Source organism: Hydrogenophaga sp., assembly GCF_051858985.1.
Classification (GTDB): Bacteria; Pseudomonadota; Gammaproteobacteria; order Burkholderiales; family Burkholderiaceae_C; genus Hydrogenophaga.
Genome location: NZ_JBHYGM010000004.1, coordinates 44104 through 68343, shown reverse-complemented (window position 1 = coordinate 68343; position 24240 = coordinate 44104). Strand labels below are relative to the sequence as shown.

General features: G+C 69.0%; 27 protein-coding genes. 21 read left to right on the top strand and 6 right to left on the bottom strand.

Translation table 11 applies throughout. The features are described from left to right. Window positions 1-747: an IclR family transcriptional regulator gene (locus tag ACTIEY_RS17300; RefSeq protein WP_439520384.1), complete on the bottom strand. Its 747-nt coding sequence runs from the start codon at window positions 745-747 to the stop codon at window positions 1-3. A gap of 98 nt (window positions 748-845) precedes the next feature. Here ACTIEY_RS17300 and ACTIEY_RS17295 point away from each other — a divergent pair, with 98 nt between their 5' ends. The 4 genes from ACTIEY_RS17295 to ACTIEY_RS17280 all read left to right on the top strand — a co-directional run bounded on the left by ACTIEY_RS17295 (window position 846) and on the right by ACTIEY_RS17280 (window position 4474). After that, entirely contained in the window at window positions 846-1766 is a 921-nt protein-coding gene (locus ACTIEY_RS17295) for a hydroxymethylglutaryl-CoA lyase (RefSeq protein ID WP_439520383.1), read from the top strand. After that, entirely contained in the window at window positions 1763-2953 is a 1191-nt protein-coding gene (locus ACTIEY_RS17290) for a CaiB/BaiF CoA transferase family protein (RefSeq protein WP_439520382.1), read from the top strand. Before ACTIEY_RS17295 ends, ACTIEY_RS17290 begins: the two co-directional genes overlap by 4 nt. A gap of 63 nt (window positions 2954-3016) precedes the next feature. Beyond that, entirely contained in the window at window positions 3017-3949 is a 933-nt protein-coding gene (locus ACTIEY_RS17285; RefSeq protein WP_439520381.1) for a LysR family transcriptional regulator, read from the top strand. Window positions 3950-3952: 3 nt separating this feature from the next. Beyond that, complete coding sequence (locus ACTIEY_RS17280; protein ID WP_439520380.1) at window positions 3953-4474, top strand: GNAT family N-acetyltransferase; 522 nt, start codon at window positions 3953-3955, stop codon at window positions 4472-4474. Here ACTIEY_RS17280 and ACTIEY_RS17275 read toward each other — a convergent pair. After that, window positions 4464-5135: a phosphatase PAP2 family protein gene (locus tag ACTIEY_RS17275; RefSeq protein WP_439520379.1), complete on the bottom strand. Its 672-nt coding sequence runs from the start codon at window positions 5133-5135 to the stop codon at window positions 4464-4466. The genes ACTIEY_RS17280 and ACTIEY_RS17275 overlap by 11 nt on opposite strands. A gap of 228 nt (window positions 5136-5363) precedes the next feature. Here ACTIEY_RS17275 and ACTIEY_RS17270 point away from each other — a divergent pair, with 228 nt between their 5' ends. From ACTIEY_RS17270 to ACTIEY_RS17190, 17 genes are all read left to right on the top strand, one after another. Then, window positions 5364-5603 carry a phosphopantetheine-binding protein gene (locus ACTIEY_RS17270; protein WP_439520378.1) on the top strand — a complete coding sequence of 80 codons (240 nt, stop codon included), beginning with the start codon at window positions 5364-5366 and terminating at the stop codon, window positions 5601-5603. Between the two features lie 3 nt (window positions 5604-5606). Continuing rightward, entirely contained in the window at window positions 5607-6869 is a 1263-nt protein-coding gene (locus tag ACTIEY_RS17265; protein ID WP_439520377.1) for a beta-ketoacyl-[acyl-carrier-protein] synthase family protein, read from the top strand. Between the two features lie 28 nt (window positions 6870-6897). Beyond that, window positions 6898-7182, top strand: coding sequence for a phosphopantetheine-binding protein (locus ACTIEY_RS17260; protein WP_439520376.1), 285 nt, complete (start codon window positions 6898-6900; stop codon window positions 7180-7182). Further along, window positions 7179-7844, top strand: coding sequence for a hypothetical protein (locus ACTIEY_RS17255; RefSeq protein ID WP_439520375.1), 666 nt, complete (start codon window positions 7179-7181; stop codon window positions 7842-7844). The genes ACTIEY_RS17260 and ACTIEY_RS17255 overlap by 4 nt, the downstream gene beginning before the upstream one ends. Before the next feature lie 62 nt (window positions 7845-7906). Next, complete coding sequence (locus ACTIEY_RS17250) at window positions 7907-9265, top strand: AMP-binding protein (RefSeq protein ID WP_439520374.1); 1359 nt, start codon at window positions 7907-7909, stop codon at window positions 9263-9265. Next, window positions 9252-9560: a 3-hydroxyacyl-ACP dehydratase FabZ family protein gene (locus ACTIEY_RS17245; protein WP_439520373.1), complete on the top strand. Its 309-nt coding sequence runs from the start codon at window positions 9252-9254 to the stop codon at window positions 9558-9560. Before ACTIEY_RS17250 ends, ACTIEY_RS17245 begins: the two co-directional genes overlap by 14 nt. After that, window positions 9557-10462 carry an LpxL/LpxP family acyltransferase gene (locus ACTIEY_RS17240; RefSeq protein WP_439520372.1) on the top strand — a complete coding sequence of 302 codons (906 nt, stop codon included), beginning with the start codon at window positions 9557-9559 and terminating at the stop codon, window positions 10460-10462. The genes ACTIEY_RS17245 and ACTIEY_RS17240 overlap by 4 nt, the downstream gene beginning before the upstream one ends. Further along, window positions 10459-11028: a LolA-related protein gene (locus tag ACTIEY_RS17235; protein WP_439520371.1), complete on the top strand. Its 570-nt coding sequence runs from the start codon at window positions 10459-10461 to the stop codon at window positions 11026-11028. Before ACTIEY_RS17240 ends, ACTIEY_RS17235 begins: the two co-directional genes overlap by 4 nt. Beyond that, a complete protein-coding gene (locus ACTIEY_RS17230) occupies window positions 11025-13355 on the top strand; it encodes an MMPL family transporter (protein WP_439520370.1) in 2331 nt (776 codons plus the stop codon). The genes ACTIEY_RS17235 and ACTIEY_RS17230 overlap by 4 nt, the downstream gene beginning before the upstream one ends. Beyond that, window positions 13352-14101 (top strand): alpha/beta hydrolase, encoded by a 750-nt coding sequence (locus ACTIEY_RS17225; protein WP_439520369.1) that lies wholly within the window; start codon window positions 13352-13354, stop codon window positions 14099-14101. Before ACTIEY_RS17230 ends, ACTIEY_RS17225 begins: the two co-directional genes overlap by 4 nt. A gap of 1 nt (window position 14102) precedes the next feature. Next, the gene (locus ACTIEY_RS17220; protein ID WP_439520368.1) at window positions 14103-14903 is read left to right on the top strand and encodes a polysaccharide deacetylase family protein; all 801 of its coding nucleotides are present in this window, start codon (window positions 14103-14105) and stop codon (window positions 14901-14903) included. Then, the gene (locus ACTIEY_RS17215; RefSeq protein WP_439520367.1) at window positions 14900-15622 is read left to right on the top strand and encodes a methyltransferase domain-containing protein; all 723 of its coding nucleotides are present in this window, start codon (window positions 14900-14902) and stop codon (window positions 15620-15622) included. Before ACTIEY_RS17220 ends, ACTIEY_RS17215 begins: the two co-directional genes overlap by 4 nt. A gap of 62 nt (window positions 15623-15684) precedes the next feature. Continuing rightward, window positions 15685-16881, top strand: a complete 1197-nt coding sequence (locus tag ACTIEY_RS17210; protein WP_439520366.1) for a beta-ketoacyl-[acyl-carrier-protein] synthase family protein — start codon at window positions 15685-15687, stop codon at window positions 16879-16881. After that, window positions 16878-17672, top strand: a complete 795-nt coding sequence (locus ACTIEY_RS17205; protein ID WP_439520365.1) for a beta-ketoacyl synthase chain length factor — start codon at window positions 16878-16880, stop codon at window positions 17670-17672. The genes ACTIEY_RS17210 and ACTIEY_RS17205 overlap by 4 nt, the downstream gene beginning before the upstream one ends. After that, window positions 17669-18118: a hydroxymyristoyl-ACP dehydratase gene (locus ACTIEY_RS17200; protein ID WP_439520364.1), complete on the top strand. Its 450-nt coding sequence runs from the start codon at window positions 17669-17671 to the stop codon at window positions 18116-18118. Before ACTIEY_RS17205 ends, ACTIEY_RS17200 begins: the two co-directional genes overlap by 4 nt. Next, window positions 18115-18837, top strand: a complete 723-nt coding sequence (fabG, locus tag ACTIEY_RS17195; RefSeq protein WP_439520363.1) for a 3-oxoacyl-ACP reductase FabG — start codon at window positions 18115-18117, stop codon at window positions 18835-18837. Before ACTIEY_RS17200 ends, fabG begins: the two co-directional genes overlap by 4 nt. Window positions 18838-18854: 17 nt before the next feature. Then, the gene (locus ACTIEY_RS17190) at window positions 18855-19943 is read left to right on the top strand and encodes a phospholipase A (RefSeq protein WP_439520362.1); all 1089 of its coding nucleotides are present in this window, start codon (window positions 18855-18857) and stop codon (window positions 19941-19943) included. A gap of 22 nt (window positions 19944-19965) precedes the next feature. On the opposite strand, the gene ACTIEY_RS17185 is transcribed toward ACTIEY_RS17190, so the two are convergent. The 4 genes from ACTIEY_RS17185 to ACTIEY_RS17170 all read right to left on the bottom strand — a co-directional run bounded on the left by ACTIEY_RS17185 (window position 19966) and on the right by ACTIEY_RS17170 (window position 24127). Beyond that, window positions 19966-21141, bottom strand: coding sequence for a cation:proton antiporter (locus tag ACTIEY_RS17185; protein ID WP_439520361.1), 1176 nt, complete (start codon window positions 21139-21141; stop codon window positions 19966-19968). A gap of 10 nt (window positions 21142-21151) precedes the next feature. After that, entirely contained in the window at window positions 21152-21913 is a 762-nt protein-coding gene (locus ACTIEY_RS17180; RefSeq protein WP_439520360.1) for a glycosyltransferase family 2 protein, read from the bottom strand. Next, complete coding sequence (locus ACTIEY_RS17175) at window positions 21910-22683, bottom strand: lysophospholipid acyltransferase family protein (RefSeq protein ID WP_439520359.1); 774 nt, start codon at window positions 22681-22683, stop codon at window positions 21910-21912. The genes ACTIEY_RS17180 and ACTIEY_RS17175 overlap by 4 nt, the downstream gene beginning before the upstream one ends. Before the next feature lie 106 nt (window positions 22684-22789). Further along, the gene (locus ACTIEY_RS17170) at window positions 22790-24127 is read right to left on the bottom strand and encodes an NAD(P)/FAD-dependent oxidoreductase (RefSeq protein ID WP_439520358.1); all 1338 of its coding nucleotides are present in this window, start codon (window positions 24125-24127) and stop codon (window positions 22790-22792) included. Window positions 24128-24240 lie beyond the last annotated feature (113 nt).

Genomic DNA, 24240 nt, shown 5'->3' with positions numbered 1-24240 from the left:
TCAGCCTACCCGGCCACTCAGTTGCCGCGCGGCCGCCAGCACCTTGCCCACGTGCCGCTCGTCGAAGCGGTGCGCCGGCATCGTGAGTGTGAGCGATGCCGCAATCGACCCATCCGCCTGGAAGACCGGCGCCGAAATGCCCGCCACTTCGGCCAGTCGGTCGCCCACGGCGGTCATGAAACCGTCGGCACGGATGCGCGCATGCACGCGTTTCTCGGCCGGGCTGATCTTTCGGCCGTCGTCGCCCGCGCCGAAGGCCGAGAGCACGCGCCCGCCCGTGCCCTGGTGCAGCGGCAACACGTCGCCCGCCCGGATGTGGTCGCGCACGGGGTGCGGCGAGTCCACGCGGTAAAGGCACAGGCGCGTCTGGTTCGGCGCCTGGCCCTGGCGCACGTGATATGCCGCGCTCTCGCCGGTGGCGGCGACCAGTTGCCGCAACACCGGCATGACCACGCGGTCGAGCGAGAACGAGGCCGCGTAGATGCCGTGCAGCCGCGCCACTTCGCCGCCCACGGCATAGCGCCCGTCGTCCAGCCTTTGCAGCAGGTGCGCGTGTTCGAGCGAAGCCAGCAGACGCAGCGCGGTGCTCTTGTAGAGCTGCGTGCGCCCGGCCAGCTCGGCCAGCGAGAGCGCGGCATCGCCAGCGCGGAACGCGCCGAGGAGGGACAGCGCGCGGTCCACGGCGGCGGTGCCGCCGGTCGCGGCATGGGTATCGGCAACGGAAGGGGTCTGCGCCTTGCGGGGCATGGGAAGGCCTCGGGTTGACAGCGGCAGGGCGATCTGCCATTCTTTCAACAGTAAGAATACCGTTCTGTCAGACAGAACGCAAGCGTCCCGATCATTTCATGTCCTCCACCACCGAAGTCCTCATCAGCGAAGTGGGCCCGCGCGACGGCCTGCAGTCCGTCCAGGCCACCATGCCCACGGCGGACAAACTGCGCTGGATCGACGCGCTGGTGGCCGCCGGCCTGCGCGAGATCGAGGTCGGCTCCTTCGTGCCGGCCAGGCTCCTGCCGCAGATGGCCGATGTGGCGGAGGTGGTGCAGCACGCGCTGCGGCACCGGGGCGTCACCGTCATGGCGCTGGTGCCCAACCGGCGCGGCGCGCAGGCCGCACTGGCCGCCGGCGCACACAAGATCACCCTGCCGGTCTCCGCCAGCGAAGCCCATTCGCTGGCCAATGTGCGCAAGACGCGAGAGCAGATGCTGGTCGAGCTGCGCGAAGTGCACGCGCTGCGGCACGACACCGCGCCCGACGTAGCCATGGAGGTGGGTCTGTCCACCGCCTTCGGTTGCACGCTGCAAGGCGTGGTGGCTGAAGACGATGTGATCCGGCTCGCCGTGGCCTGCGTGCAGGCGGGTGCCGACGAAGTGGGTCTGTCCGACACCACCGGCATGGCCAACCCGGCGCAGGTGCGCCGCCTGTTCACGCGGCTGCGCGCCGAACTCGGTGAGCGGGCGGGCGCGGCCCACATGCACAACACGCGCGGCCTGGGCCTGGCCAACTGCCTGGCGGCGTTCGATGTCGGCGTGCGCACCTTTGATGCCTCGCTCGGCGGCCTCGGTGGTTGCCCCTATGCGCCCGGCGCATCGGGCAACGTGGTCACCGAAGACCTCGTGTTCATGTTCGAAGCCATGGGTGTGCGCACCGGCATCGACCTCTCCAGACTCATCGCCGCGCGCGATCCCCTCAAGGCCGGCCTGCCCGGTGAACCGGTGTACGGCATGACGCCCGAAGCCGGGCTGCCCAAGAATTTCTTCCCATGACACAACTCCCTTACGAAGGTCTGCGCGTCGTCGAGTTCACCCACATGGTCATGGGCCCCACCTGCGGCATGGTGCTGGGGGACCTGGGCGCCGAGATCATCAAGGTCGAACCTCCCATGGGCGACAACACGCGCCGCCTGCTCGGTTCGGGCGCGGGCTTCTACCCGCTGTTCAACCGCAACAAGAAGAGCCTGGTGCTCGACCTTCAGTCACCCGAGGGCCGGGAGGCGGTGCTCCGGCTGATCGCCACCGCCGACGTGGTCAGCGAGAACTTCAAGCCCGGCACCATGAAGAAGCTGGGGCTGGACTTTGAGAGCCTGAAGAAGCTCAACCCGCGCCTCATCCACGTCAGCCACAAGGGCTTCCTGCCCGGGCCCTACGACCACCGCACCGCGCTGGACGAGGTGGTGCAGATGATGGGTGGCCTGGCCTACATGACCGGGCGCCCCGGCGACCCGTTGCGCGCAGGCTCCTCGGTGAACGACATCATGGGCGGCCTGTTCGGCGCCATCGGCGTCATGGCCGCGCTCAGCGCGCGCGAGAAAACCGGCGAAGGTTGCGAGGTGCAGAGCTCGCTGTTCGAGAACAACGTCTTCCTCGTGGCCCAGCACATGATGCAGTTCGCCGTCACCGGCAAGCCCGCCGCGCCCATGCCGGACCGCATCTCCTCCTGGGGGATCTACGACGTGTTCCAGGTCGACGGGGGTGAGCAGATCTTTCTGGCGGTGGTGAGCGACACGCAGTGGTCCATCTTCTGCGAGGCCTTCGGCTACCAGGACCTCAAGGCCGATGCGCGGCTGATGGGCAACAACCACCGCGTGCGCGCGCGAGACTGGCTCATTCCATTGTTGCGCGAGCGCCTGGCGACCCAGAAGGCGGCCGACCTGGCGGAACTTTTCGAACGCCACGGCCTGCCGTTCGCGCCCATCACGAAACCCCACGAGCTGCTGGAGGACCCGCACCTGTGCGCCACCGGCGGCCTGGCGCCCATCACGCTGCCCGATGGCGAGCGAGCGGGTGAGACGGCGCAGACCGTGCTGCTGCCGCTGGCGCTGGGTGGTGAACGCCTGGGCGTGCGTCGCAGCCCGCCGAGGCTCGGCGAACACAGCGACGAGTTGCTGACCTCGCTGGGCTACACGCCGCAAGAGGCCGCGCAATTGAGCCGCACCGTGCTGAAAGCAGACTGAAAAGTCACTAATCCCGTCGAATCCGTCATGGGTCCGCGCCTGAAAGTGGGGTAATCTGCCCCGGTGGACAAACTCAAACAACTCGAAACCTTCGTGGCGGTGGCCACGCGTGGCAGCCTCACGGCCGCTGCCCGGGCCGAGGGCGTGGCCCCGGCCATCATCGGTCGCCGGCTTGATGCCCTGGAAGCGCGGCTGGGTGTCAAGCTCATGGTGCGCACCACGCGGCGCATCACGCTCACCCACGAAGGCAGCGCCTTCCTGGAAGACTGCCAGCGCCTGCTGGTGGACATGGCGAATGCCGAAGCCAGCGTGAGCGCGGGCGGTGTCAAGGCCAGCGGCCACTTGCGAATCACCGCGCCGGCGGGCTTCGGGCGGCGGCACGTGGCGCCGCTGGTGCCGCGTTTTCGCGAGCTGCACCCGGAGGTGACGATCTCGCTCAACCTCAGCGACCGCGTGGTCGATGTCGCCGGCGAAGCCTACGACTGCGCCGTGCGGGTCGGTGATCTGCCCGATTCTTCGCTGGTGAGCGTGCGCCTGGCCGACAACCGGCGACTGTGCGTGGCCACGCCGCGCTACCTGCAGCAGCACGGTCGCCCCGGTACGCCGGCCGATCTGGCGCGTTTCGATTGCCTCACGCTCTCCAGCGATGCGTCGCAGACCCGGGGCTGGGCCTTTGCCGTGCCGGTCGACGGCGGCGAGAAGGAAATCGTTCACCTGCGCCCGGGCGGGCCGCTGGACTGCACCGACGGGCAGGTGCTGCGCGAATGGTGCCTGGCCGGTTACGGCATTGCCTGGCGCAGCACCTGGGAAGTGGAAGGCGACATCGCCGCGGGTCGGCTGGAGAGCGTGCTCGACGACTTTGCCGCGCCGCCCAACGGCATCTTCGCGCTGTTCCCGCAGCGCAAGCACCTGGCGCTGCGGGTGCGCCTGTGGATCGATTTCCTCAAGCACGAGTACGCACGGCCCGAGTTCTGGGCCGGCACCGGCGCGCGCTGACTCATGCTGCTCACGCTGGACACCCCCCGCCTGCGCCTGCGGCCGCTCACCGAGGCGGACGCGCCTTTCATCTTCGAGCTCGTCAATGACGCCGCCTGGCTGGCCTACATCGGCGACAAGGCGGTGCGATCGCTCGATGACGCGAAGCGCTACCTGCTCGAAGGCCCCCTGGCGATGTACGCCGCCCTGGGCATCGGCCTTTGCGCCATGGAACTGAAGGCGCCTTCGCCGAAGGTGGTCGGCCTGTGTGGCCTGTTGGTCCGGGAAGGCTCGCCCGATGTGGAGCTGGGCTATGCGCTGCTGCCCGAGGCGCGCGCCCAGGGTCTGGTGCGCGAAGCGGCCCGCGCCTGGATCGAATTCGCCGAACGCCATCTGAAGCTGCGCGAAGTCCATGCGTGGACGCACGCCGACAACGGCGCCTCGCACGCCGTGCTCTCCGACCTGGGCTTCGAGCTGCTGCCGCTGCTGCCCGGCGCTGAAGCGGGCGCGTCCCGCCGCCACTGGCGCCTGTCGTTCAGCGTGTGAAGCCTCCCGCGCGGCTGGCGCGCCGCAGCGAAAGCCAGGCGAACAGCCAGCCCACCAGCGCACCGGCCAGCACGTCCAGGAAGACGTGCTGGCGGATCGCCATGGTCGACCAGACGATCACCACGCACTGCACCACGCTCAGCATCTGAAGGAAAGACGGTGCCCCCACCTGCGACAGGATGCGATGCAACCAGAAGGCCGTGTACACCGCCGAGGCCACATGCAGCGATGGGCAGGCATTGCCCGAAGCGTCGATGCCCTTCATGAACGCCAGCTGGGGGTGCAGCGACCAGTCGATGTCGGGCACCGGCGCCAGCGTGGGAAACAGCCAGAACACCAGCAGGCAGGAGCCGCACAGCGCCGCCGTCCACAGTCCGTAGCGCAGCAGTTCGCGGAAGTCTGGCAGCAGGGCCGACGGCAGGGACACGTACACCCAGAGCGAGACGTAGGCCGCGAATCCGCCGGGCGTGAACGGCACCCAGTCGTCGATGGGCAGGGTCGGCATGGGCCAGGGTTCGCGCGAAGGATTGCGCAGCACCCAGAAGTAGCCCATGAAGAACAGCACCATGAAGGCGGTGGTGCCGGCGGCCTTCAGGTACCAGAGCGTGACGAAACGGGCCAGCAGTTGCCGGGTCCAGGCGCGATCGGAAGGGCTTGTCATGGGTGGATGGAGACGACCGGCGTGGGCGCCGCGCTAATGTACGACAGACACTTCGCTGTGTAGGGTCATTTGTATAATCTGTCGCCCTTCGAAGCACGGGCGGCCAGTGCACATACCCGGCCTACAACAACAAGGCAGTTGCTTCCAGGGACTCCCCCCGCATCCTCCGTCCACCGCCAGGGCTCTCGCCCCGGCCCCACCTTGCCGGTCAACATTCGGGCTTCTTCCATGAACTCTGCCGACCTGATTCGCACTTTCCTGACCGACCGGCTGGGCGTCGAGCCCGCGCAGGTCCAGCCGGCTTCGCTGCTGGCCGATCTCGGTGTGGATTCGCTGATGCTGGCCGAACTCATGTTTGAGGCCGAGGACCGGCTGGGCATCGAGATCCCGTCCGATCTTCCGTTGCCCAGCACGGTGGGCGACATGCAGGCCTCACTGGACTTCCTGACCACCGCGAAGACCGGCTGACGCATGCAGGCCCGCCGCGTCGCGATCACCGGCCTGGGGGTGATCAGCCCCTACGGTGGCGACACCGCCGATTTCTTCGATCGCCTGGTCGAGGGCGAATCGGCGGTGCGCCATCTTCATACCGACGACCTGCCACGCCCGCTGTCCACGCCGTTCGTGAGTTGCGCCGGGTTCGACCCGATCGCCGCGCTGGGCAAGCCCCTCTCGCTCATGATGGAACGCTTCGCCCAGCTCGGCATGGCGGCGGCTTTCCAGGCGTGGGCTCAGGCCGGTCTGCCGCGCAGGCCCCCGGAGGAGCTGGCCGCAGACAGAGACCAGTGGGGCTGCATCTGGGGCACCGCGTTGGGTGGCCTGGCGGCGCACGAACGTGGCAGCCGGGAAATGTGGCAGATGGGCCGCGAACGTCTGTCGCCACTTTCGGTCGTACAGGGCATGAACAACGCGGTCAACGCACACATTTCCATACAACTGGGCCTGGGCGGCGTGAGCACCAGTCACACCGCGGCCTGCGCGTCCTCGGGCATGGCCATTGGCGAAGCGTTCCGGCGCGTGCGCAGCGGGGAGGCCGACGTGATGGTGACCGGCGGCTCCGATGTGTGCCAGTCCTACGGGGTGGTCCGGGCGTGGGAAGCCATGCGCGTCCTCTCGCCGGGCGATGCCACCACCGCGCCCGCTGCCTGCCGGCCCTTCGCCGCCGACCGCGCTGGCCTGGTGCTCGGCGAAGGCGCCGCAGCGCTGGTGCTGGAGTCGTGGGACCATGCCGTGGCGCGCGGAGCCACCATCCATGGTGAAATCGCTGGCTATGGAACCAGTTGCGATCACAGTCACCTGGTCCGTCCGCAGCGCGAAGGCCAGGTTCGTGCGATGCGCTCTGCGCTCGCCGATGGTGGCCTTTCGGCCCGCGACATCCACTACGTCAACGCGCATGGCACAGCCACGGCCGAAGGCGATCCGGTCGAGATCTCGGCCATCCGGGAAGTGTTCGGCGATGCTGCGCGGGAGTTGCCCGTGAGCGCCACGAAGTCCATGCATGGCCACCTGCTGGGTGCTGCCGGCGCCATCGAGGCCGTGGTCACGGCGCTGGCGCTGCGTGAGCAGGCCGTGCCACCCACCGCCCATCTCGAGGGCCGCATCGATCCGGCCTGCGAGGGCGTCGATCACGTACTGCAGGGCCGCCGTGGCGTGCCCTTGCAGGCCGCGTTGTCCAGTTCCTTCGCCTTCGGCGGCAGCAACGCCGTGCTGGCGTTTCGCGCGCCGCCCCGTTGACGCTCCTTTCTGAACCTGACTGACTCCCATGACCCAACCTGTCTCCCCCGAAACCGTCGACGCCCTGTGGCCTGAGGTCGTGGCCCTCATCATCGAAGCACTCAACATGGACATCGCAGCCGCCGACGTGGATCCCGACGGGCCGCTGTACGGCGATGGCATGGGGCTGGACTCCATCGACATGCTCGAGATCTCGCTCGTCATTTCCAAACGCTATGGCTTCCAGATGCGCTCGGACAACGAGGACAACGAGAAGATCTTTGCCTCGCCGCGTGCACTGGCGGCCCACATCGCCAGCCAGCGCACGCAATGACGCTGCTGCGCAACCTGGGCGCGCTGCTGCTGATGGCGGCCTGGGTGGTGGCGGCGCATGTGGGCAGCGCCGGCTGGGGCAACGCCGACTTCAATGCCGTCGTGGCCGTGCTGCCCGTGGTGGCGGCATTGTTCATGGCGCTGTGGCGCGTGCCGCCGTGGGCAGCCCGGGTGGCCGGCGTGCTCGTGGTCCTGGGCCTGCTGGCGTGGCTGTGGCCCCAGCTCCGAAGCAATGTGCCCTTGCTCTATTACCTGCAGCACCTGGGCATCCACGTGGCGCTGGGCGTGTTCTTCGGCCGGTCGCTGCTGGGGCCGGGTGAAGCGCTCATCACCCGCATGGCGCGGCGCATCTTCAGTCACGAGCTCTCTGCGCGCAAGGTGCGCTACACGCGCAACGTGACGCTGGCCTGGACCGTCTTCTTCTTTGCCAATGCGCTGGTGTCCACCGTGCTTTTCATCTTCGCGCCGCCGGCCATCTGGTCGGTGCATGCCAACCTGCTCACCGGCCCGCTGATCGGTCTGATGTTCGTGGTCGAGCACATCTGGCGCCTGTGCGTGCTGGCGCCGCACGAACGTCCCGGGCTGGCCGACATCGTGAAGGCGTACCGCCGCGAGTCGGCGGCGGCTTCACCGGTTTCCACCACGCCTCCGCCCGCGGCATGAGCGCAGCGCCGGGCCGTTCCCAAGCAAGCTCGCCCTGCAGCCCGCAGGGCGAAGGTACCCCGGTGACCTCCGCTTCCGCACTCATCAGCGACCGCCAGCTCGACGATGTGCTGGCCTGGCGCGCCCAGGGGCCGGTGCGGGTGCGAGAGTTTCTCGCCGACGCACACGCGCTCGCGGCGACGCTGCCGGGCGGCCAGTGGCTGCTCAACCTGTGCGAGGACCGCTACCACTTTGCGGTCGGTTTTGCGGCCGGCCTGCTGGCCGGCAAGGTCAGCCTGCAGCCGTCTTCTCATTCGCCCGAGACGCTGCAGCGCCTGGCGGCCGACCACGATGGCATCTGCTGGATCAGCGACCAGGCCGACGCCGTGCCCGGCGTGCCAGGCGGCCCGTTTCCCGATCTGGCCTCCCTGGCGCGCGCCGAGGTGCATGAGGTGCCGCAGATCGACGACGAGCGCCTGGTGGCCATCCTGTTCACCTCGGGTTCCACCGGCCTGCCGCAACCGCACCGCAAGACCTGGGGCAAGCTGGTTCGCAACGGGCGCGCCGAGGCCGCAGCCCTCGGCTTGCTGCAGCGACCGCAGACCATCGTGGGCACGGTGCCCATCCAGCACAGCTACGGCTTCGAATCCACCTTGCTCATCGCCCTGCACGGCGGCTGCCAGTTCGCCAGTGGCAAGCCGTTCTACCCGCAGGACATCGTGGAGGCGATCGAGGCCGTGCCGCGGCCGCGCATGCTGGTCACCACACCGTTCCACCTGTCCACGCTGATGGCATCCGGCCTGCCGGTGCCGCCACTGGACCTGGTGCTGTCTGCCACCGCGCCGCTCAGCCCCGAACTCGCGCGCCGTGTCGAAGACCATTGCGGCGCGCCGGTGCACGAGATCTACGGCTCCACCGAATCGTCCGCCCTGGCCAGCCGGCGCACGCTCGATGGCGCGGCCTGGCAGCCGATGCAGGCGGTGCGGCTGGAGCACGAGGGGGACACCACGCACGCCAGCGGCGGGCATGTCGAAGGACGCGTGCCGCTGTCCGACCTCATCGAGACCTGCGCCGACGGCCGTTTCCTGCTGCACGGTCGCCACGCGGACCTCGTCAACATCGCCGGCAAACGCACCTCGCTCGCCTACCTCAACCACCAGCTCGGCGCCTTGCCCGGCGTCGTCGATGTCGCTTTCTTCCTGCCCGACGAGACCGAGGGCAGCGAAGCGGCGACCAGCGTGACGCGCCTGGTGGCCTTCGTGGTCGCGCCCACGCTGGACGCGCGCACCATCATGGCGGGCCTGCGCCCGCGCCTGGACGCCATCTTCCTGCCGCGACCGCTGGTGCTCGTGGATGCGCTGCCGCGCAACAGCACGGGCAAGCTCACGCGCCAGGCGCTTCAGGTGCTCTATGCCGAACAGGTGGGCCATGGACCGCGCTGAGTTCACCTGGACCGTGCCGGTGGACCATCCCGCCTTCCCCGGCCACTTCCCCACCCGACCCATCGTGCCGGGCGTGGTGCTGCTCGACCAGGCGCTGCGGTTCGCGGCGCAACTGCATGGCGCGGGCTCCACCGAGGGCTGGCAGGTCGCTCAGGCCAAGTTCTTCGTGCCCGTGGGGCCTGGCGCCGTGCTGCAGTTCGTGCTGCAGGTCACCGCGCGCGGCGGCATCGGCTTTCGGGTGATCGGCGACGGGCGCGACGTGGCCAGCGGCAGCTTTCTGCCCCCTGCGCCATGACCCACGGTCCCACCCCCGAATGGATGCGTGAGCAGGAGCGCAGCCACCTGGGCGCGCTGCGGCTCATGGTGTGGATCTCTCTGCGCCTGGGGCGTCCCATCGGCCGCCTGGTGCTGCGCGGCATTGCGCTGTACTTCGTGCTGTTCTCGCCCAAGGCGCGCCGCAACGGCCGCGCCTATCTGGCGCGCGCGCTCGGTCGCACACCCACCTGGGCCGATGGCTACCGCCATGTGTTCAGCTTTGCCAGCACCGTGCACGACCGCGTCTACCTGCTCAACGACCGCTTCGACCTGTTCGACATCCGCATCGTCGGCGGCGAGCTGGTGAGCGAGGCGCTGCGGCGCCAGCCCGGCGCCCTGCTGATGGGTGCGCACCTGGGCAGCTTCGAAGTGCTGCGCGCCGTGGGCCACACGCACGCTCATGCGCCGGTGGCCATGCTCATGTACGAGGAAAACGCGCGCAAGATCAACGCCATCCTGCACGCCATCAACCCCGCTGCCCGCCACGACGTGGTCGGACTCGGCCATCCCGACTCCATGCTCAAGGCGCGCGACCGACTGGAGGCCGGCAGCCTGGTGGGCATGCTGGCCGACCGCTCGCTGGCGAACGACTCCACGGCAGAATGCATGTTCCTGGGCGCCCCCGCGCGCTTTCCCATCGGCCCCTGGCGCATGGCGGCCATGTTGCGCCGGCCTGTGTTCTTCATGGCCGGCATCTACCTCGGTGGCAATCGTTACGAACTGCATTTCGAACCCCTGGCCGACTTTTCCCACACCGAACGCGGAACCCGGGACGCCGCCATGAACTCGGCCATGCAGGCCTATGCCGACCGGCTCGGCGAGTTCTGCCGCCGCGCGCCGTACAACTGGTTCAATTTCTTCGATTTCTGGGACCGCTCATGATCCGACGACTCTTCACCGCCCTGCTGCTGCTGGGCACCACCGCCCTGGTCCACGCGGCGTTCGACATCGACCAGCTCATGACCGAGCTCGCGCGCAACCCCGGCGGGCAGGCCACGTTCATCGAAAAGCGCCACCTGGCCCTGCTCGACAAACCCGTGGTGGCCACCGGCGAGATGACCTACACCGCGCCCGACCGGCTGGAAAAGCGCACGCTCACGCCCAAGCCGGAGACCATGCTGCTGGACAAGGACACGCTCAGCCTGGAGCGCGACCGTCGCAGGATGTCGATCCAGCTCGGCCAGCGGCCCGAAGTGGCGGCCTTCGTCGAGAGCATCCGCAGCACGCTCTCGGGCAACCGCGCCTCGCTCGAACGCAGCTACCAGCTCGCGCTCACCGGGAACATCGACGCCTGGGTGCTCACGCTGGTGCCCAGCGACGCCCGCATCGGCAAGCTGCTGCAGCGCATCACGCTCAGCGGCGTGCGCGAGCAGGTGCTGGGCATCGAATACCTGCAGACCGACGGCGACCGCACTGAAATGAGCATCCAGCCGGTGAAGGCGCCATGATCCGGAGCGCCTGGCAGGCCCTCGGGGTCTGGCTCGTGGCCATGGCGATCGGGGTGGTGCTGCTTCTGAACACCCGCTTCTCGGCCGACGTCTCCTTCTTCCTGCCCTCGCGCCCCACCGCCGAACAGGCGGTGATGGTCGACCAGTTGCGCGAAGGCGCGGTGTCGCGCCTCCTGATGATGTCCATCCAGGGTGGCGACGCGCAGCAGCGCGCCGACGCCTCGCGCGCGCTGCGCGCCGCACTGGCGCGCAACGAGGCCTTTGCCACGGTGCAGAACGGCGAAGCCGATGCGGTGGATGCCGCGCGCGATTTCCTGCTGGAGCACCGCTACCTGCTCAGCAACGCGGTCACGCCCGAACGCTTCGGTGTTGAAGGCCTGCGCAACGCGGTGAACACCAGCATCGACCTGCTGAGCTCCTCGGCCGGCATGCTGTTCAAGCCGTTCCTGGCGCGCGATCCCACCGGTGAACTGGTGGAACTCGTGGCGGGCCTGGGCGCGGGCGTGCAGCCGAACGAGGTGGAAGGGGTGTGGGCCTCGCGCGATGGCGAGCGCGCCATGCTGCTCCTGCAGACCCACGCGCTGGGGTCGGACACCGACGGCCAGTCGGCGGCCGTCGACCTGATCCGCAACGCCTTCGAACAGGTCCGGAGCCAGCCCGGCCTGGACGCGCTCTCGATGGAGATGTCCGGGCCTGGGCTGTTTGCCGTGCGGGCGCGCGCCACCATTCAGGAGGAAGTGACACGGCTGTCCATCATGAGTTCGGTGATCCTGGCGATCCTGCTCGGTTTCGTCTACCGCCGTGGGCGCCTGCTGCTGCTCACGCTGGTGCCGGTGCTCAGCGGCACGCTGGCAGCCATCGTCACGGTCGGGCTGGTGCACGGGACGGTCTTCGGCATCACCGTGGGGTTCGGCGCCGCGCTCATTGGCGAAGCGGTCGACTACGCCATCTACTACTTCGTGCAGTCCGGCCGCATGGGCGTGGGGTCCTGGCGCGAGCAGTACTGGCCCACCATCCGCCTGGGCGTGCTCACGTCCCTGCTGGGGTTCGGCGCACTGCTCTTCTCGGGTTTCCCTGGCCTGGCGCAGCTGGGGCTGTACGCCATCACGGGGGTGCTCACGGCCGCGCTGGTCACGCGCTACCTGCTGCCCCATCTGGCCGGCCCTGGCGTGCACCTGCACGACGGCGCGCGCCAGGGCCGTCTGTTGCGCCCGCTGGTGGATCGCGCGGGGATCTTCCGCTGGCCGCTGCTGGTGGCCGTGCTCGTGGCGGGCGTCTACCTGGCGCAGAACCGCAACGAACTCTGGTATCCCAACCTCTCGGCGCTCTCCACGGTGACGCAGGCCGAAGGCGAACTCGATGCCCGCCTGCGCGGCGACCTGGGCGCGCCCGACGCGCGCTACATGGCGGTGATCACCGCGCCCGACCGCGAGAGCGCCTTGCAGGCGGCCGAGCGCGCGGGCGCGCCGCTGCGTGGGCTGGTGGAGGCCGGACGCATCGGCGGATTCGACACGCCGGCGCGTTTCCTGCCGAGCGAGGCCAAACAGAATGCGCGGCGTGCCAGCCTGCCCACACCTGAAGAACTCGATGCCCGCCTGCGCGTGGCACTGGCCGATGCGCCGATCTCGGCCGATCGCCTGCAGCCGTTCCTGGACGACGTTCGTGCCGCGCGCGCGTCCGCCAACCTCACGCGGCAGGACCTGGACGGCACGGGCCTGGGCCTGGCGGTGGACGCCCTGCTGCTGCAGCGCCCGCAGGGCTGGAGCGTGCTGCTGCCGCTGCGCCCGGCGCCCGACACCGACATCCCGGTGGAGGAAGTGCGCGCTGCGCTGGCCGGAAGCGGCGCGATTTTCGTCGACCTCAAGGGCGAGTTCGACACGCTCTACGGTGACTACATCAACGAGGCGATCGTGCTCTCGCTCGCGGGCTTTGCCGCCATCGTCGTGGTGCTAGGTTTCGTGCTGCGTAGCCCCCGGCGCCTGCTGGGGGTCATGCTCCCGCTGGTGATGGCGGTGATGCTGGTGGTGGCGGGCCTGCACTTCAGCGGCGTGCGGCTGCACCTGCTGCATTTGGTGGGCCTGCTGCTCACAGTGGCCGTGGGGTCGAACTATTCGCTCTTCTTCGACCGTCTGGCGCTGGGGGAAACGCTCGACGACGAGACCCTGCTGTCCATTGGCGTGGCCAGCACCACCACCGCCATCGGCTTTGGCGTGCTGGCATGGTCGTCGGTGCCGGTGCTGCATGCGCTGGGCGTCACGGTGGGGCCGGGTGCCGTGCTGGCGCTGGTGCTCTCGGCGGCATTCGCCGTCAGGAAGCCTGCGCCGTGAGCGCGTTGCGCACGGTGGGCGCGGCCGGTGCGGCACCTCAGCTCGTGGTCATGCTGCCCGGCGCGGCCATGAGCCCCGAGGCCCTCTTCGAGGCGGGCTTCGCCAGCGCCATCGAACGACGTCACCTGCCGCTGGATTTTCTGAGCGTGGACATGGAGGGCATGGGGCTCGATGCCGTGGACCGGTGGGACCGCCTGCAGCGCGAGGTGATCGAGCCCGCACGGACCCGAGGGGCGCGGGTGTGGCTGGGCGGGATCTCGCTCGGCGGCATGGTGGCCATGGCCCATGTGGCCGCGCGGCCCGGCGCGGTGGCGGGCCTGTGCCTGCTCGCCCCCTATCCGGGCAGCCGGCCCAGCACCAATGTGATCGAGCGTGCCGGCGGCCCGGACCGCTGGCAACCCAGCGAAGCCGACCTGCGTGACCCCGAGCTGCGCGTGTGGCAATGGCTCAAGCGCCCGCCAGCAGACTTGCCGGTGTTCATCGGCCACGGCAGCGAAGACCGCTTCGCCGGTCGCATCCAGCAGGTAGCCGAGCGGTTCCCGGTGGCTGCGCGCCATGTCGTCCCGGGCGGGCACGACTGGTCTGCCTGGCTGCCGCTGTGGGAAAAGTTCCTGGACACCCCCGGCGTCGCCTTTGGCGCCTCCCCCCTGCAAGGGGGGCGACACCAGAGGCCCGGCAAAGCCGGTTCCTCGGTGGCTCTGGATGAAGGCACTTCTGACGTGGTCGGTCACGATCCGGGAGACTGATATGGACGCGCGCTGGACACCTTCCCCTTTTCTGCGCGCCAGCGCCGCCGTGCACGGTGCGGCCGCGCTGGGTCTGGTGGCAACGCCTGCCGCCTGGCCCTGGGCCGTGGGCGCGCTGGTGGCCAACCACGCGCTGCTCGCCGGTGCCGGCCTGTGGCCAAGTTCGCGCCTGCTGGGCCCCAACCTGGTCCGCCTGCCCGACGCGGCCGCTCAGCGGCGCGAGATCGCACTCACCATCGACGACGGCCCCGATCCGGATGTCACACCACGCGTGCTCGACCTGCTGGACGCCGCCCACGCGAAGGCCAGCTTCTTCTGCATCGGCCGTCTCGCGCAGCAGCATCCGGCCTTGTGCCGTGAGATCGTGCAGCGCGGTCACCGGGTGGAGAACCATGGCCATGCGCACAGCAACGCGTTTTCGCTGTTCGGCCCGGGCCGCATGCGGCGCGACATTGCGCTGGCGCAGACCACCCTCTCGGACATCACCGGGCAGGCGCCGCGCTTCTTCCGCGCCACGGCCGGCCTGCGCAACCCCTTCCTCGACCCCGTGCTGCATGACCTGGGTCTGTCGCTCGCCACCTGGACCCGCCGCGCCTACGACACCCGCACCGGCGATCCCGAGCGCGTGTACCAGCGACTGGCCGATCCCCTGGTGGCCGGCGACATCGTGCTGATGCACGACGGCCACAGCGCACGGACGCCGCAGGGCGAGCCGGTGATCCTGGCCGTGCTGCCGCGCCTGCTGCGCCACATGGCTGATTCCAGACTGCATCCTGTCACCCTGGCCGATTCCCTTCCATGAGCCGTTCCTTCATCAACCGCCTGGTGGCCGAGGCCAGCCAGACCTTTCGGCCCAGTGGCCACTTCGCCTACCACTACGCCCGCGGCAAGCTCGGCCACGACAACATCTTTCACGAGATGTTGCGCCTGGGTCTGCTGCCCCAGGGAGGGCACTACCTCGACCTGGGCTGCGGCCAGGGCAGCCTGTTTGCGTGGTTGCTCGCGGCGGGTCGGCTGCACGGCCAGGGGCACTGGCCCGCGGGCTGGGCGCCGCCACCGCAGCCCCACCGCCTGCGCGGCGTCGAGCTGATGCAGAAGGATGTGGAACGGGCCGCGCGCGCCTTCGGCCCGCAGCATCCGGTGGTGTCGGTGGAGCAGGGCGACATGAACCTGGTGGACTTTGGCCGCCCCGACGCGGTGCTGATCCTGGATGCGCTTCACTACTTCAGCCACGCCCGGCAGCGCGAGGTGCTCGCGCGCATCCGGCAGGCGCTGCCGCCAGGCGGCGTGTTCCTCACCCGCATCGGCGACGCCAGCGCCGGCCTGCCACACCACATCTGCAACGGCGTGGACCGCCTGGTGACCTACGTGCGCGGCCACCGCCTGCCCACGCTGTACTGCCGCACGCTGGCCGACTGGCGCGCCGAACTGGAGCGCCTGGGCTTCGTGGTGGAGACCCAGCCCATGAACGGACGCAAACCCTTTGCCAATGTGATGCTGCTGTGTCGGGTTCCGCACTGAGCGGCGGGCGTTCGCATGCCACCATCTGAGACAATGCGCGACCCTTTTTCCCGTCTGTTCCCGTGAAGCCCCTGCTGCTGTCTGCCTGCACCGTCACCACCTGCCTGGGTGTGGGTCTGAACGCGCACGGCGACGCCCTGCGCGACAACCGCAGCGGCCTTGCGCCCTGCACCTTCGAAACCGTGGACCTGCCGACCTGGGTGGGCGAAGTGAGTGGCGTGGACAGCGTCGTCCTGCCCGGGGCGCTGGCGCACTTCGACTGCCGCAACCACCGGCTCGCCCTGCTCGCGTTGCAGGCCGACGGCTTCGAGGACCGGGTGCGCGAGGCGGTGGCCCGCCATGGCGCGAGCCGGGTCGGGGTGTTCATGGGCACCAGCACTTCCGGCATCCTGCAGACCGAACTCGCCTACCGCCGACGGGACCCTGTCACCGGCGCGCTGCCACCCGATTTCAGCTACGCCGGCACGCACAACCCGTATGCGCTCGCCGAGTTCCTGCGCCAGCACCTGGGCATCACCGGCCAGTCGACCACCATCTCCACCGCCTGCTCGTCCAGCGCCAAGGTGTTCGCCGCCGCCGCCCGCCAGATCGAGCTGGGCACCCTCGACGCGGCGCTGGTCGGCGGCGTCGACTCGCTGTGCCTGACCACGCTGTACGGCTTTGCATCCCTGGAACTCACCTCCGCCGAGCCCTGCCGCCCGTGCGACGCCAGTCGCGATGGCATTTCCATCGGCGAGGGCGCGGCCTACGCCCTGCTCGAGCGCGCAGGCCCCGTGCGGGCCGACGCCACCTGGCTGCTGGGCGCGGGCGAGTCCAGCGATGCGCACCACATGTCGGCACCGCACCCCGAAGGTCTGGGCGCTCGCATGGCGATGCAGGCCGCCCTGCGCTCGGCGGGCCTGGCGGCCAGCGACATCCACTACATCAACCTGCACGGCACCGCCACGCCCGCCAACGACGTGTCCGAAGGCAAGGCCGTGGCGGCGGTGTTTGGCGAGGGCGCGGTCTGCTCTTCCACCAAGGGCGCCACCGGCCACACGCTGGGCGCGGCCGGCGCGGTGGAGTCCGTGCTGTGCGCGCTTGCCTTGACCGACCAGTTCGTGCCCGGCAGTCCCGGCACGCGCGAACTCGATCCCGCCATTCCCCTTCGGTACCAGCTGCGCAGCGCCAGCGCGCCCTTGCGGCTGGCGCTCACCAACTCGTTCGGATTCGGGGGCAGCAACTGCAGCCTGGTGCTCGGTCGCAGGAGCCGGCAGTGAGCACCCCGCTGACCGCCTGGATCAACGGTGTAGGCCTGATCGCGCCCGGCCTGCCCGACTGGCCTGTCGCCCGCGCGGTGTTGCGCGGCGAGCAGCCGTGGGAGCGGGCGCCGTCGGTGCTGCCGGCACCTGTCCTGCTGCCGCCGGCCGAGCGCCGCCGTGCCAGCCGCGTGATCAAGCTTGCGCTGGGGCTGGGCCTGGAGGCCGCCGCGGGGGACGACGTCGCCCGCCTGGCCACCGTGTTCACCGCGTCCGGGTCCGATGGGCACAACTGCCATGCGATCTGCGAACAACTCGCTACCGAAGACCGCCACATCTCGCCCACGCGCTTTCACAACTCGGTGCACAACGCGCCCGCCGGCTACTGGGGCATCGCCACGAAATCCATGGCGCCCTGCCAGGTGCTGTGCGCCCACGACGGCAGCTTCGGTGCCGGGCTGCTCGATGCCCTGGGGCAGGTGGTGCTGGACCAGCAGTCCACCCTGCTGATGGCCTACGACAGCGAGTACCCCGAACCCCTGAACGGCGTGCGGCCCCTGCCCGATTGCGCCGGTGTGTCGTTCCTGCTGGAGCCGGTGCCCACGCCGCGATCGATCGCCCGCATCACCGCCTGGACCACCGACGCCAGCGCCACGCCGTGGCAGCACGCGATGCTGGAGCCGCTGCGCGCGGCCGTGCCCGCGCTGCGCGGCCTGCCGCTGCTGGAGCGTCTGGCCCGAGCCGAATGGGGCGAGGTGTGTCTGGACTACCTGCCCGGGCTGCAGCTCGCGGTGCGGATCGAGGCGGCATGAACCGCGAGTGGATCGCCGCGCGGATTCCCCACCGCGGGAACATGTGCCTGCTCGACGAAGTCAGCGGCTGGAGTGCCGACCACATCGAGTGCCTGGCCACCAGCCACACCGACCCGGCACATCCGCTGCGCGCAGAGGGCCGCCTGGGCGCGGCGAACGGCATCGAATACGCCGCGCAGGCCATGGCCGTGCACGGTGCGCTCACCGCGGGCAGCGAGGCAGCACCGCGCCAGGGCTACCTCACCAGCGTGCGCGGAGCGAGCCTGCATGTCGAGCGCCTGGACGATCTCGCCGGAGCGTTGCGCGTGCGCGCCGAACGCCTCTCTGGCGATCACAACCAGGTGCTCTACCGCTTCAGCCTGCACCAGGGTGAACGCTGCCTGGTCGAAGGCCGCGCTGCGGTGGTGCTGGACGCCGAACAACTGGAAGCGGGGAAACAGCCATGAAGAAGCGCGCTTTGGTCACGGGCGGCAGCGGCGGCATCGGCGCGGCGATCTGCCAGCGCCTGGCGGCCGACGGTCACCACGTCATCGTGCACGCGCACCGTGCGCTGGACAAGGCCGAAGCCACTGCCCAGGCGATACGCGCCAGCGGTGGCAGCGCCGAGGCGGTGGCCTTCGACGTGACCGATCGATCGGCCTGCGCCGGCGCACTCGCGGCGCTCACCGAGGCTGGCGCGATCCAGATCCTGGTGAACAACGCCGGCATCCACGACGATGCCGTGTTTCCCGGCATGAGCGGCGAGCAGTGGGACCGTGTGGTGGACGTCTCGCTCAACGGTTTCTACAACGTCACGCAGCCGCTCACGCTGCCGATGATCCGCACGCGCTGGGGCCGAATCCTCAGCATTTCGTCGGTGGCTGCCGTCATGGGCAACCGCGGGCAGGTGAACTACGCAGCCGCCAAGGGTGCGCTGCATTCGGCAAGCAAGGCGCTGGCGCTGGAGCTGGCGAGCCGCGGCATCACGGTGAACGCCGTGGCACCCGGGATCATCGAGACCGACATGATCGACGGCGCCTTCAACCAGGAGGCCATCAAGCGACTGGTGCCCATGCAACGCGCCGGGCAGGTGGCCGAGGTGGCCGATCTGGTGGCGTTCCTCGCATCCGACCAGGCTGCCTACATCAGCGGGCAGGTCATCTCCATCAATGGTGGAATGTGCTGAAGCCTCGCATCATGGACATGAAGACCATCACTTTCATCCTGCTGTGCGGTCCGGCCGTTGTAGCGGTTGCGCAGGCACAGGTTGGCGGCGCCACCTCGCTGGAGCAATGTGCCCTGATTGGCGCTGCGGCGGACCGCCTGACCTGCTACGACAAGCTGGCCGGCCGCGCGCTGGCCCCGGCCGCTCCGCCGTCGGAGCAGCCGCTGGTGGCAGAAGAAGCCACGGCAGCATCGCCGTCCACGTCCTTGTCGCAAGCGGGTGGTCCCTTGCCCCCGGCTGTCTCCAGCAGTCTGCTTTCCCGGTTCTGGGAGCTCGATCCCGCCGACAAGCGCGGTGTGTTCAATTTCGTGGGTTATCAGCCCAATTACGTGTTGCCCGTGCACATCACGTCGAAGATCAATCGTGCACCCAGCTCGCCGACCCAGGCGGCCGTTCTGGCGCCCGACAACCGTCGCGAGGAAGCAAAGTTTCAACTGTCGGTGCGCACCAAGCTCCTGCAGGATGTGGGTTTTCCGGGTGCCGATCTGTGGGGTGCCTTCACCATGCAGACGATGTGGCAGGCCTACAACCAGGCGGAATCTAGACCCTTTCGCAACACCGACTACCAACCCGAACTGATCTATGTGGTGCCCACCGCGCAGCGGTATCGCCTGTTGCCGATGGGCTGGAAATGGCGCTTCACCCAGCTCGGCCTGGCGCACCAGTCGAACGGGCAGTCCGACCCCTTGTCCAGGAGCTGGAACCGCGTGGTCCTGGGCGCCGGATTCGAGCGCGGCAACTGGACCTTCACCACCAAGGTCCATCAGCGCCTGCGCGAGCGCGACGACAAGGACAACAACCCCGACCTCCTCGATTTCCGGGGCAAGACCGAGCTCACCCTCGGTTGGGCGAGCGGACTGCACACCGCATCGCTGCAGCACCGCAGCACCCTGCGTGCTGGCAACCGGGGGAGCACGTCGCTCGAATGGACGTACCCGGTGTATCGCGACCAGCCCAACGGGCTTCGCTGGTACGTTCAACTCTTCACCGGCTATGGCGAAACGTTGACGGACTACAACTTCCGTCAGACCAGCGTGGGTGCCGGATTGAGTTTTCTGCAGTTCTGATTCCGCGACGCGGGACGCGTCGTCAGTGAGCGCGCAGCCTGGGCGCCACCATCGGCACGGTCAGCATGGTGCTGGCCACTGCCATCAGCAGCAGGGCGGTGAAGGTCTCGCTGGTGATCACCTGACGGTCCAGCAGCACGTTGGCGAAGATGATCATGATCAAGGCCTTGGTCTGCAGCAGCCAGCCGATGATGGACGCCTCGCCCCTCGGCCAGCCCAGCCAGCGCCCGGCGGCATGAACCCCCAGCAGCTTGCCGCCGACGGAGGCCACCAGCAGCAGCGCGGCCGCGCCGAACACGGCAGCGCCACCCACCGCCCAGTCGGTGCGCAGGCCGGTGGAGAGAAAGAACACCGGCATGATCACCAGCAGCACGTGGTGACGCAACTGGTCGAGTTTTTCCTGATCGAACCATTCGGCGTCCATCACCACGCCCGCCAGGAAAGCGCCCACCATGTAGTGCAGGCCGCACCAGTCGGCGCCGAAGGCGCACACCGCCAGCCAGATCAGGCTCACGGACCAGCGGTCGGATTCGGGCAGCCAGCGCATGAGCCGGCGAAATGCCCAGGCCAGGATGGCGAAGGCCAGCACGAACACCACCTGTTTGCCCACGCGCTGCCAGTCCATGAGGATCAGGGCGAGCACACCCCAGATCGCGATGTCGTCCAGGCTGGCGTAGCGCAGGATGCGTTGACCCAGCGGCTGGCGCAGCACCTGCATTTTTTCCATGAGCAGGATCAGGATCGGCAGCGCGGTGACCGCGCACGCCATGCCCACCCCCAGCACGAACTGCCAGCGGTGCGCCGAGGCGCCGACCCAACCGGTCTGGCCCAGCATCAGCACGGCCGCCGCGCAGCCTGCCAGCATGGGCACGCCCAGCGCGAGCCCGGCGGTGATGCCGCTCTCACGCCGGTGTTTCCACGCCTGCCGAAGGTCGAGCTCCACGCCTGCAATCATCACGAACAGCATCACCGCCCACCAGGCGATGCCATTGAGCGACTGGATCACGGCCGGGCTGAAGACGAAGGCGTGGAAGTCGGGGAAGGCCTTGCCCAGCACGCCGGGCCCGAGCAGGATGCCCGTGACGATCTGCACCACCACCAGCGGCGCCCAGTAGTCGGTGCGCAGCACGCGCCAGATGAGCCACGGCACGGTGAAGATGATCGCCATCGCGATCAGGAAGATCTCGGTCGTGTTCATGGCAGGAGATTCAGCCTTTCAAGCGCTGCCACAGCAGCCAGGGCAGGCGCAGCACGAAGCCCACGAGCAGCCGGGCATGCATCCAGCTCAGCAGCAGGTTGTCGCGCAGGTATTTGAAGTGCGACACACCGCCTTCTGCCGGTGTGAAGTAGCGCACCGGCGCATCCACGTTGATGGGCCGAACACCCGCCCAGCACAGGCGGACCACCGCCTCGGGGTCGAAATCGAACCGGCGCATGAAGCGGGTGCTGTGCATCACCTTCATGAGCGGCCCGATGGGGTAGACCCGAAAGCCGTACAAGGAATCGCCGATGCCCATGCCGAGCGTTTCCAGGTCGGCCCAGCCGTTGGAGAGCTTGCGCCCGTTCACACGCAGCGCGGGCGCTTCCGGGCCGAACACCGGCTTGCCCAGCACCATGGCCTCGGGCGCGGCCTGCGAGGTGGCCATGAAGTGGGGGATGAGCGTCTCGGGATGCTGGCCGTCGGAATCCATGGTCAGCGCATGGGTGAAGCCGGCCTGCGCCGCCAGCGTGATGCCTTCGAGCACCGCCGAGCCCTTGCCCCGGTTGTGGGGGAGCACCAGCACGCGCAGGCCTGGGTCGGTGGCGGCTTCTTCGCGCAGCCAGTCGGCCGAGCCGTCGGTGCTGCCATCGATCACCACCCACACCGGCGTCCACTGGGCGCGCGCGGCGCGCACCGTGGCCAGCACCTTGCGCCCCGGGTTGTAGCTGGGGATGAGGACCAGGTGCGTGGTGCTGTGCGTCGGCGTCATGAGGTCTTGGGTCCGGCGAGTTCGGCGCGCAGGTGCGCTTCGAGTTCGGTGGTGAAGGCACGCGGGTCGCGCGGTGGGTCAAAGCGCCGGCCGAGGCGGACGCGGCAGTGCAGGGGCAGGCGGGGCGCGCGGTGCAGCGGCCAGCCCTTGCCCAGGTAAGGGCTGGAGAACTCGACAATGAGCGTCTGCACCGGCACGCCCGCCCGCGCAGCAATGATGGCCGCCGTGCGCGACAGCGGATTGACCGGGTTCGCAGGGTAGCCCGGCGTGCGCGTGCTTTCAGGAAAGATCAGCACCTGCGCGCCGTGGCGCAAGGCGCTGCGGCATTCCAGCACCATGTGCAGTGGCGGGTCGTTGCGCACATAACCCGCCATGCGCGCACCGGCGCCGAACAACGGGTTTTCCATCACCTCCGCCTTCATCACGCAGACCGCGTTGGGAAGCCGCGAGGTGATCAGCACGGCGTCGAGCAGCGAGGGGTGGTTGGCGGCGATCACCATCGGACCCTGGTCGCGCAGCGCATCGATGGCCTCGATGTCGAAGCGGCAGGCACACAGTCCACGCAGCACCTGCAGGTAGAGCTGGAAGCCGCGCATGATCGCAAGACGCCCCAGGCGCTGGCCGATGTCGCCGCGCAACACCGGGCGCAGCGCAAGAGCCAGGGGCAACCAGGCCAGGCAGATCACCGCAAGCGAGACCAGGCCCACCACCATCGCGAGGTGCTCGTACACGCTCCACGGCAGGGAAGTGGGTCGCAGGCGCGCGCTCATGCGGACGGCAGCGCGTGAATGGCCTGGGATTCGACCTCCACCAGCGGATCGCTGGGGCAGAGGCCGGCGTGCACGCCTGGCCATGGCGCACCGCGGTGCCGCCAGCTCACGACGGATGCGCCAGCGCAGCCTCGTCGGCAGGGCGGACGTTGTGGCGACGCCGTTGCCAGGCCGCGAAGGCCCGGCGGGGTTGCATGAGGTTGGCACCGTAATACATCAGCTTGAACACCAGGAGCGCGCGCCAGATGGGCGTGCGGCCGTAGATGTCGCCGGCCAGCATCGACAGCAGCGCTTCCTTGACGCGGAAGATGTTGCGCGGCCCCATGAAGAAGTCGCGCATCACCGGGTTGGTCACGCGGTAGATGAACCAAGAGAATTCGCGCGGTCCGTGCCGCATCTGCCGGTCAAAACGCTTGAGCGCGGCTCGCGCCTGCTTCGGTTCGCGCAGGCAGGTGTCGATGGTCTTCGCGCCGAGTTCGCCTCCGCTCATGGCCAGCCACACGCCCGAAGAGAACACCGGGTCGATGAAGGTGAAGGCATCGCCCAGCATGAGGTAGTTCTCGCCGTGGTTGTGCCGCGCCGAGTAGGAGAAGTTGCCCGTGGCCTCCACGGGCGTCATCAGCTCGGCGTCCTTCAGGCGTTCGGCCAGGCCGGCGCAGGTGGCCACGTTGTCCATCAGGAACTGCTGCAGGGTGCGCCCGGCGCGCGTCTTCATGTGGTAGGGCCAGGTCACCATGCCCACGCTGGTGGCGCCGCCCGTGAGCGGGATGAACCAGAACCAGCCGTGGTCGAACCAGAACACCGTGATGTTGCCCTCGGACTCGCCTTCGTTGCGTCGCGCGTTGGCGAAATGGCCGTAGACCGCCGCGCTGTTGTGGCTCGGGTTGCGCTCCTTGATCTTGAAGCGCGAAGCCAGGAAGGTGTCGCGCCCGGAGGCGTCCACCAGGAACTTCGCCTCCCACACCGTGGAACGGCCGTCGTCGTGCGTGGCGTTCACGCGCACCGAGCGGTCGCTCAGGAACTCCACCGACTTCGCCTGGCAACCCTCGTGCACCTGCACGCCTTCCCGTTCGGCGTTGCGGATCAGGATTTCGTCGAACTCCGCGCGCTTGACCTGGTAGGCCGCCGGCATCGACTTGTCCCACGCCTCGGCGAACAGGAAGGTCTGCGAATGGTCGTGGTGCGGTGAAACGAACTCGGCGCCGGGCTTGTGCTGGCCGATGGCGCGGACTTCTTCGGCCACGCCCAGCCGCTCGAGCAGGGGCAGGTTGGCCGGGAGCAGCGACTCGCCAATGTGGAAGCGCGGGTGATGGGCCTTCTCGAGCAGCACCACGCGGTGGCCGAGGCGGGTGAGGAAGGGCGCGATGGTGGAGCCGGCCGGCCCTCCGCCGATCACAAGAACGTCGCAGGTCTGACGTTCGGGTCCCAGGGAGTCTTGGTTCATATGGACACACCACAAGCGCCGTGTCTGACAGGCCTGCGGTGCCGGGGCAGTGGACAGCCGGAAATTGTACCGGCGCCCACCCGTGCGAAAACACGGCGCCCCGGGACTGCTGG

Coding starts and splice junctions, on each gene's coding strand:
- ACTIEY_RS17300 (WP_439520384.1), bottom strand. CDS start 747: ATGCCCCGCAAGGCGCAGACCCCTTCCGTTGCCGATACCCATGCCGCG.
- ACTIEY_RS17295 (WP_439520383.1), top strand. CDS start 846: ATGTCCTCCACCACCGAAGTCCTCATCAGCGAAGTGGGCCCGCGCGAC.
- ACTIEY_RS17290 (WP_439520382.1), top strand. CDS start 1,763: ATGACACAACTCCCTTACGAAGGTCTGCGCGTCGTCGAGTTCACCCAC.
- ACTIEY_RS17280 (WP_439520380.1), top strand. CDS start 3,953: ATGCTGCTCACGCTGGACACCCCCCGCCTGCGCCTGCGGCCGCTCACC.
- ACTIEY_RS17275 (WP_439520379.1), bottom strand. CDS start 5,135: ATGACAAGCCCTTCCGATCGCGCCTGGACCCGGCAACTGCTGGCCCGT.
- ACTIEY_RS17270 (WP_439520378.1), top strand. CDS start 5,364: ATGAACTCTGCCGACCTGATTCGCACTTTCCTGACCGACCGGCTGGGC.
- ACTIEY_RS17265 (WP_439520377.1), top strand. CDS start 5,607: ATGCAGGCCCGCCGCGTCGCGATCACCGGCCTGGGGGTGATCAGCCCC.
- ACTIEY_RS17260 (WP_439520376.1), top strand. CDS start 6,898: ATGACCCAACCTGTCTCCCCCGAAACCGTCGACGCCCTGTGGCCTGAG.
- ACTIEY_RS17255 (WP_439520375.1), top strand. CDS start 7,179: ATGACGCTGCTGCGCAACCTGGGCGCGCTGCTGCTGATGGCGGCCTGG.
- ACTIEY_RS17245 (WP_439520373.1), top strand. CDS start 9,252: ATGGACCGCGCTGAGTTCACCTGGACCGTGCCGGTGGACCATCCCGCC.
- ACTIEY_RS17240 (WP_439520372.1), top strand. CDS start 9,557: ATGACCCACGGTCCCACCCCCGAATGGATGCGTGAGCAGGAGCGCAGC.
- ACTIEY_RS17235 (WP_439520371.1), top strand. CDS start 10,459: ATGATCCGACGACTCTTCACCGCCCTGCTGCTGCTGGGCACCACCGCC.
- ACTIEY_RS17230 (WP_439520370.1), top strand. CDS start 11,025: ATGATCCGGAGCGCCTGGCAGGCCCTCGGGGTCTGGCTCGTGGCCATG.
- ACTIEY_RS17220 (WP_439520368.1), top strand. CDS start 14,103: ATGGACGCGCGCTGGACACCTTCCCCTTTTCTGCGCGCCAGCGCCGCC.
- ACTIEY_RS17215 (WP_439520367.1), top strand. CDS start 14,900: ATGAGCCGTTCCTTCATCAACCGCCTGGTGGCCGAGGCCAGCCAGACC.
- ACTIEY_RS17200 (WP_439520364.1), top strand. CDS start 17,669: ATGAACCGCGAGTGGATCGCCGCGCGGATTCCCCACCGCGGGAACATG.
- fabG (WP_439520363.1), top strand. CDS start 18,115: ATGAAGAAGCGCGCTTTGGTCACGGGCGGCAGCGGCGGCATCGGCGCG.
- ACTIEY_RS17190 (WP_439520362.1), top strand. CDS start 18,855: ATGAAGACCATCACTTTCATCCTGCTGTGCGGTCCGGCCGTTGTAGCG.
- ACTIEY_RS17185 (WP_439520361.1), bottom strand. CDS start 21,141: ATGAACACGACCGAGATCTTCCTGATCGCGATGGCGATCATCTTCACC.
- ACTIEY_RS17180 (WP_439520360.1), bottom strand. CDS start 21,913: ATGACGCCGACGCACAGCACCACGCACCTGGTCCTCATCCCCAGCTAC.
- ACTIEY_RS17175 (WP_439520359.1), bottom strand. CDS start 22,683: ATGAGCGCGCGCCTGCGACCCACTTCCCTGCCGTGGAGCGTGTACGAG.
- ACTIEY_RS17170 (WP_439520358.1), bottom strand. CDS start 24,127: ATGAACCAAGACTCCCTGGGACCCGAACGTCAGACCTGCGACGTTCTT.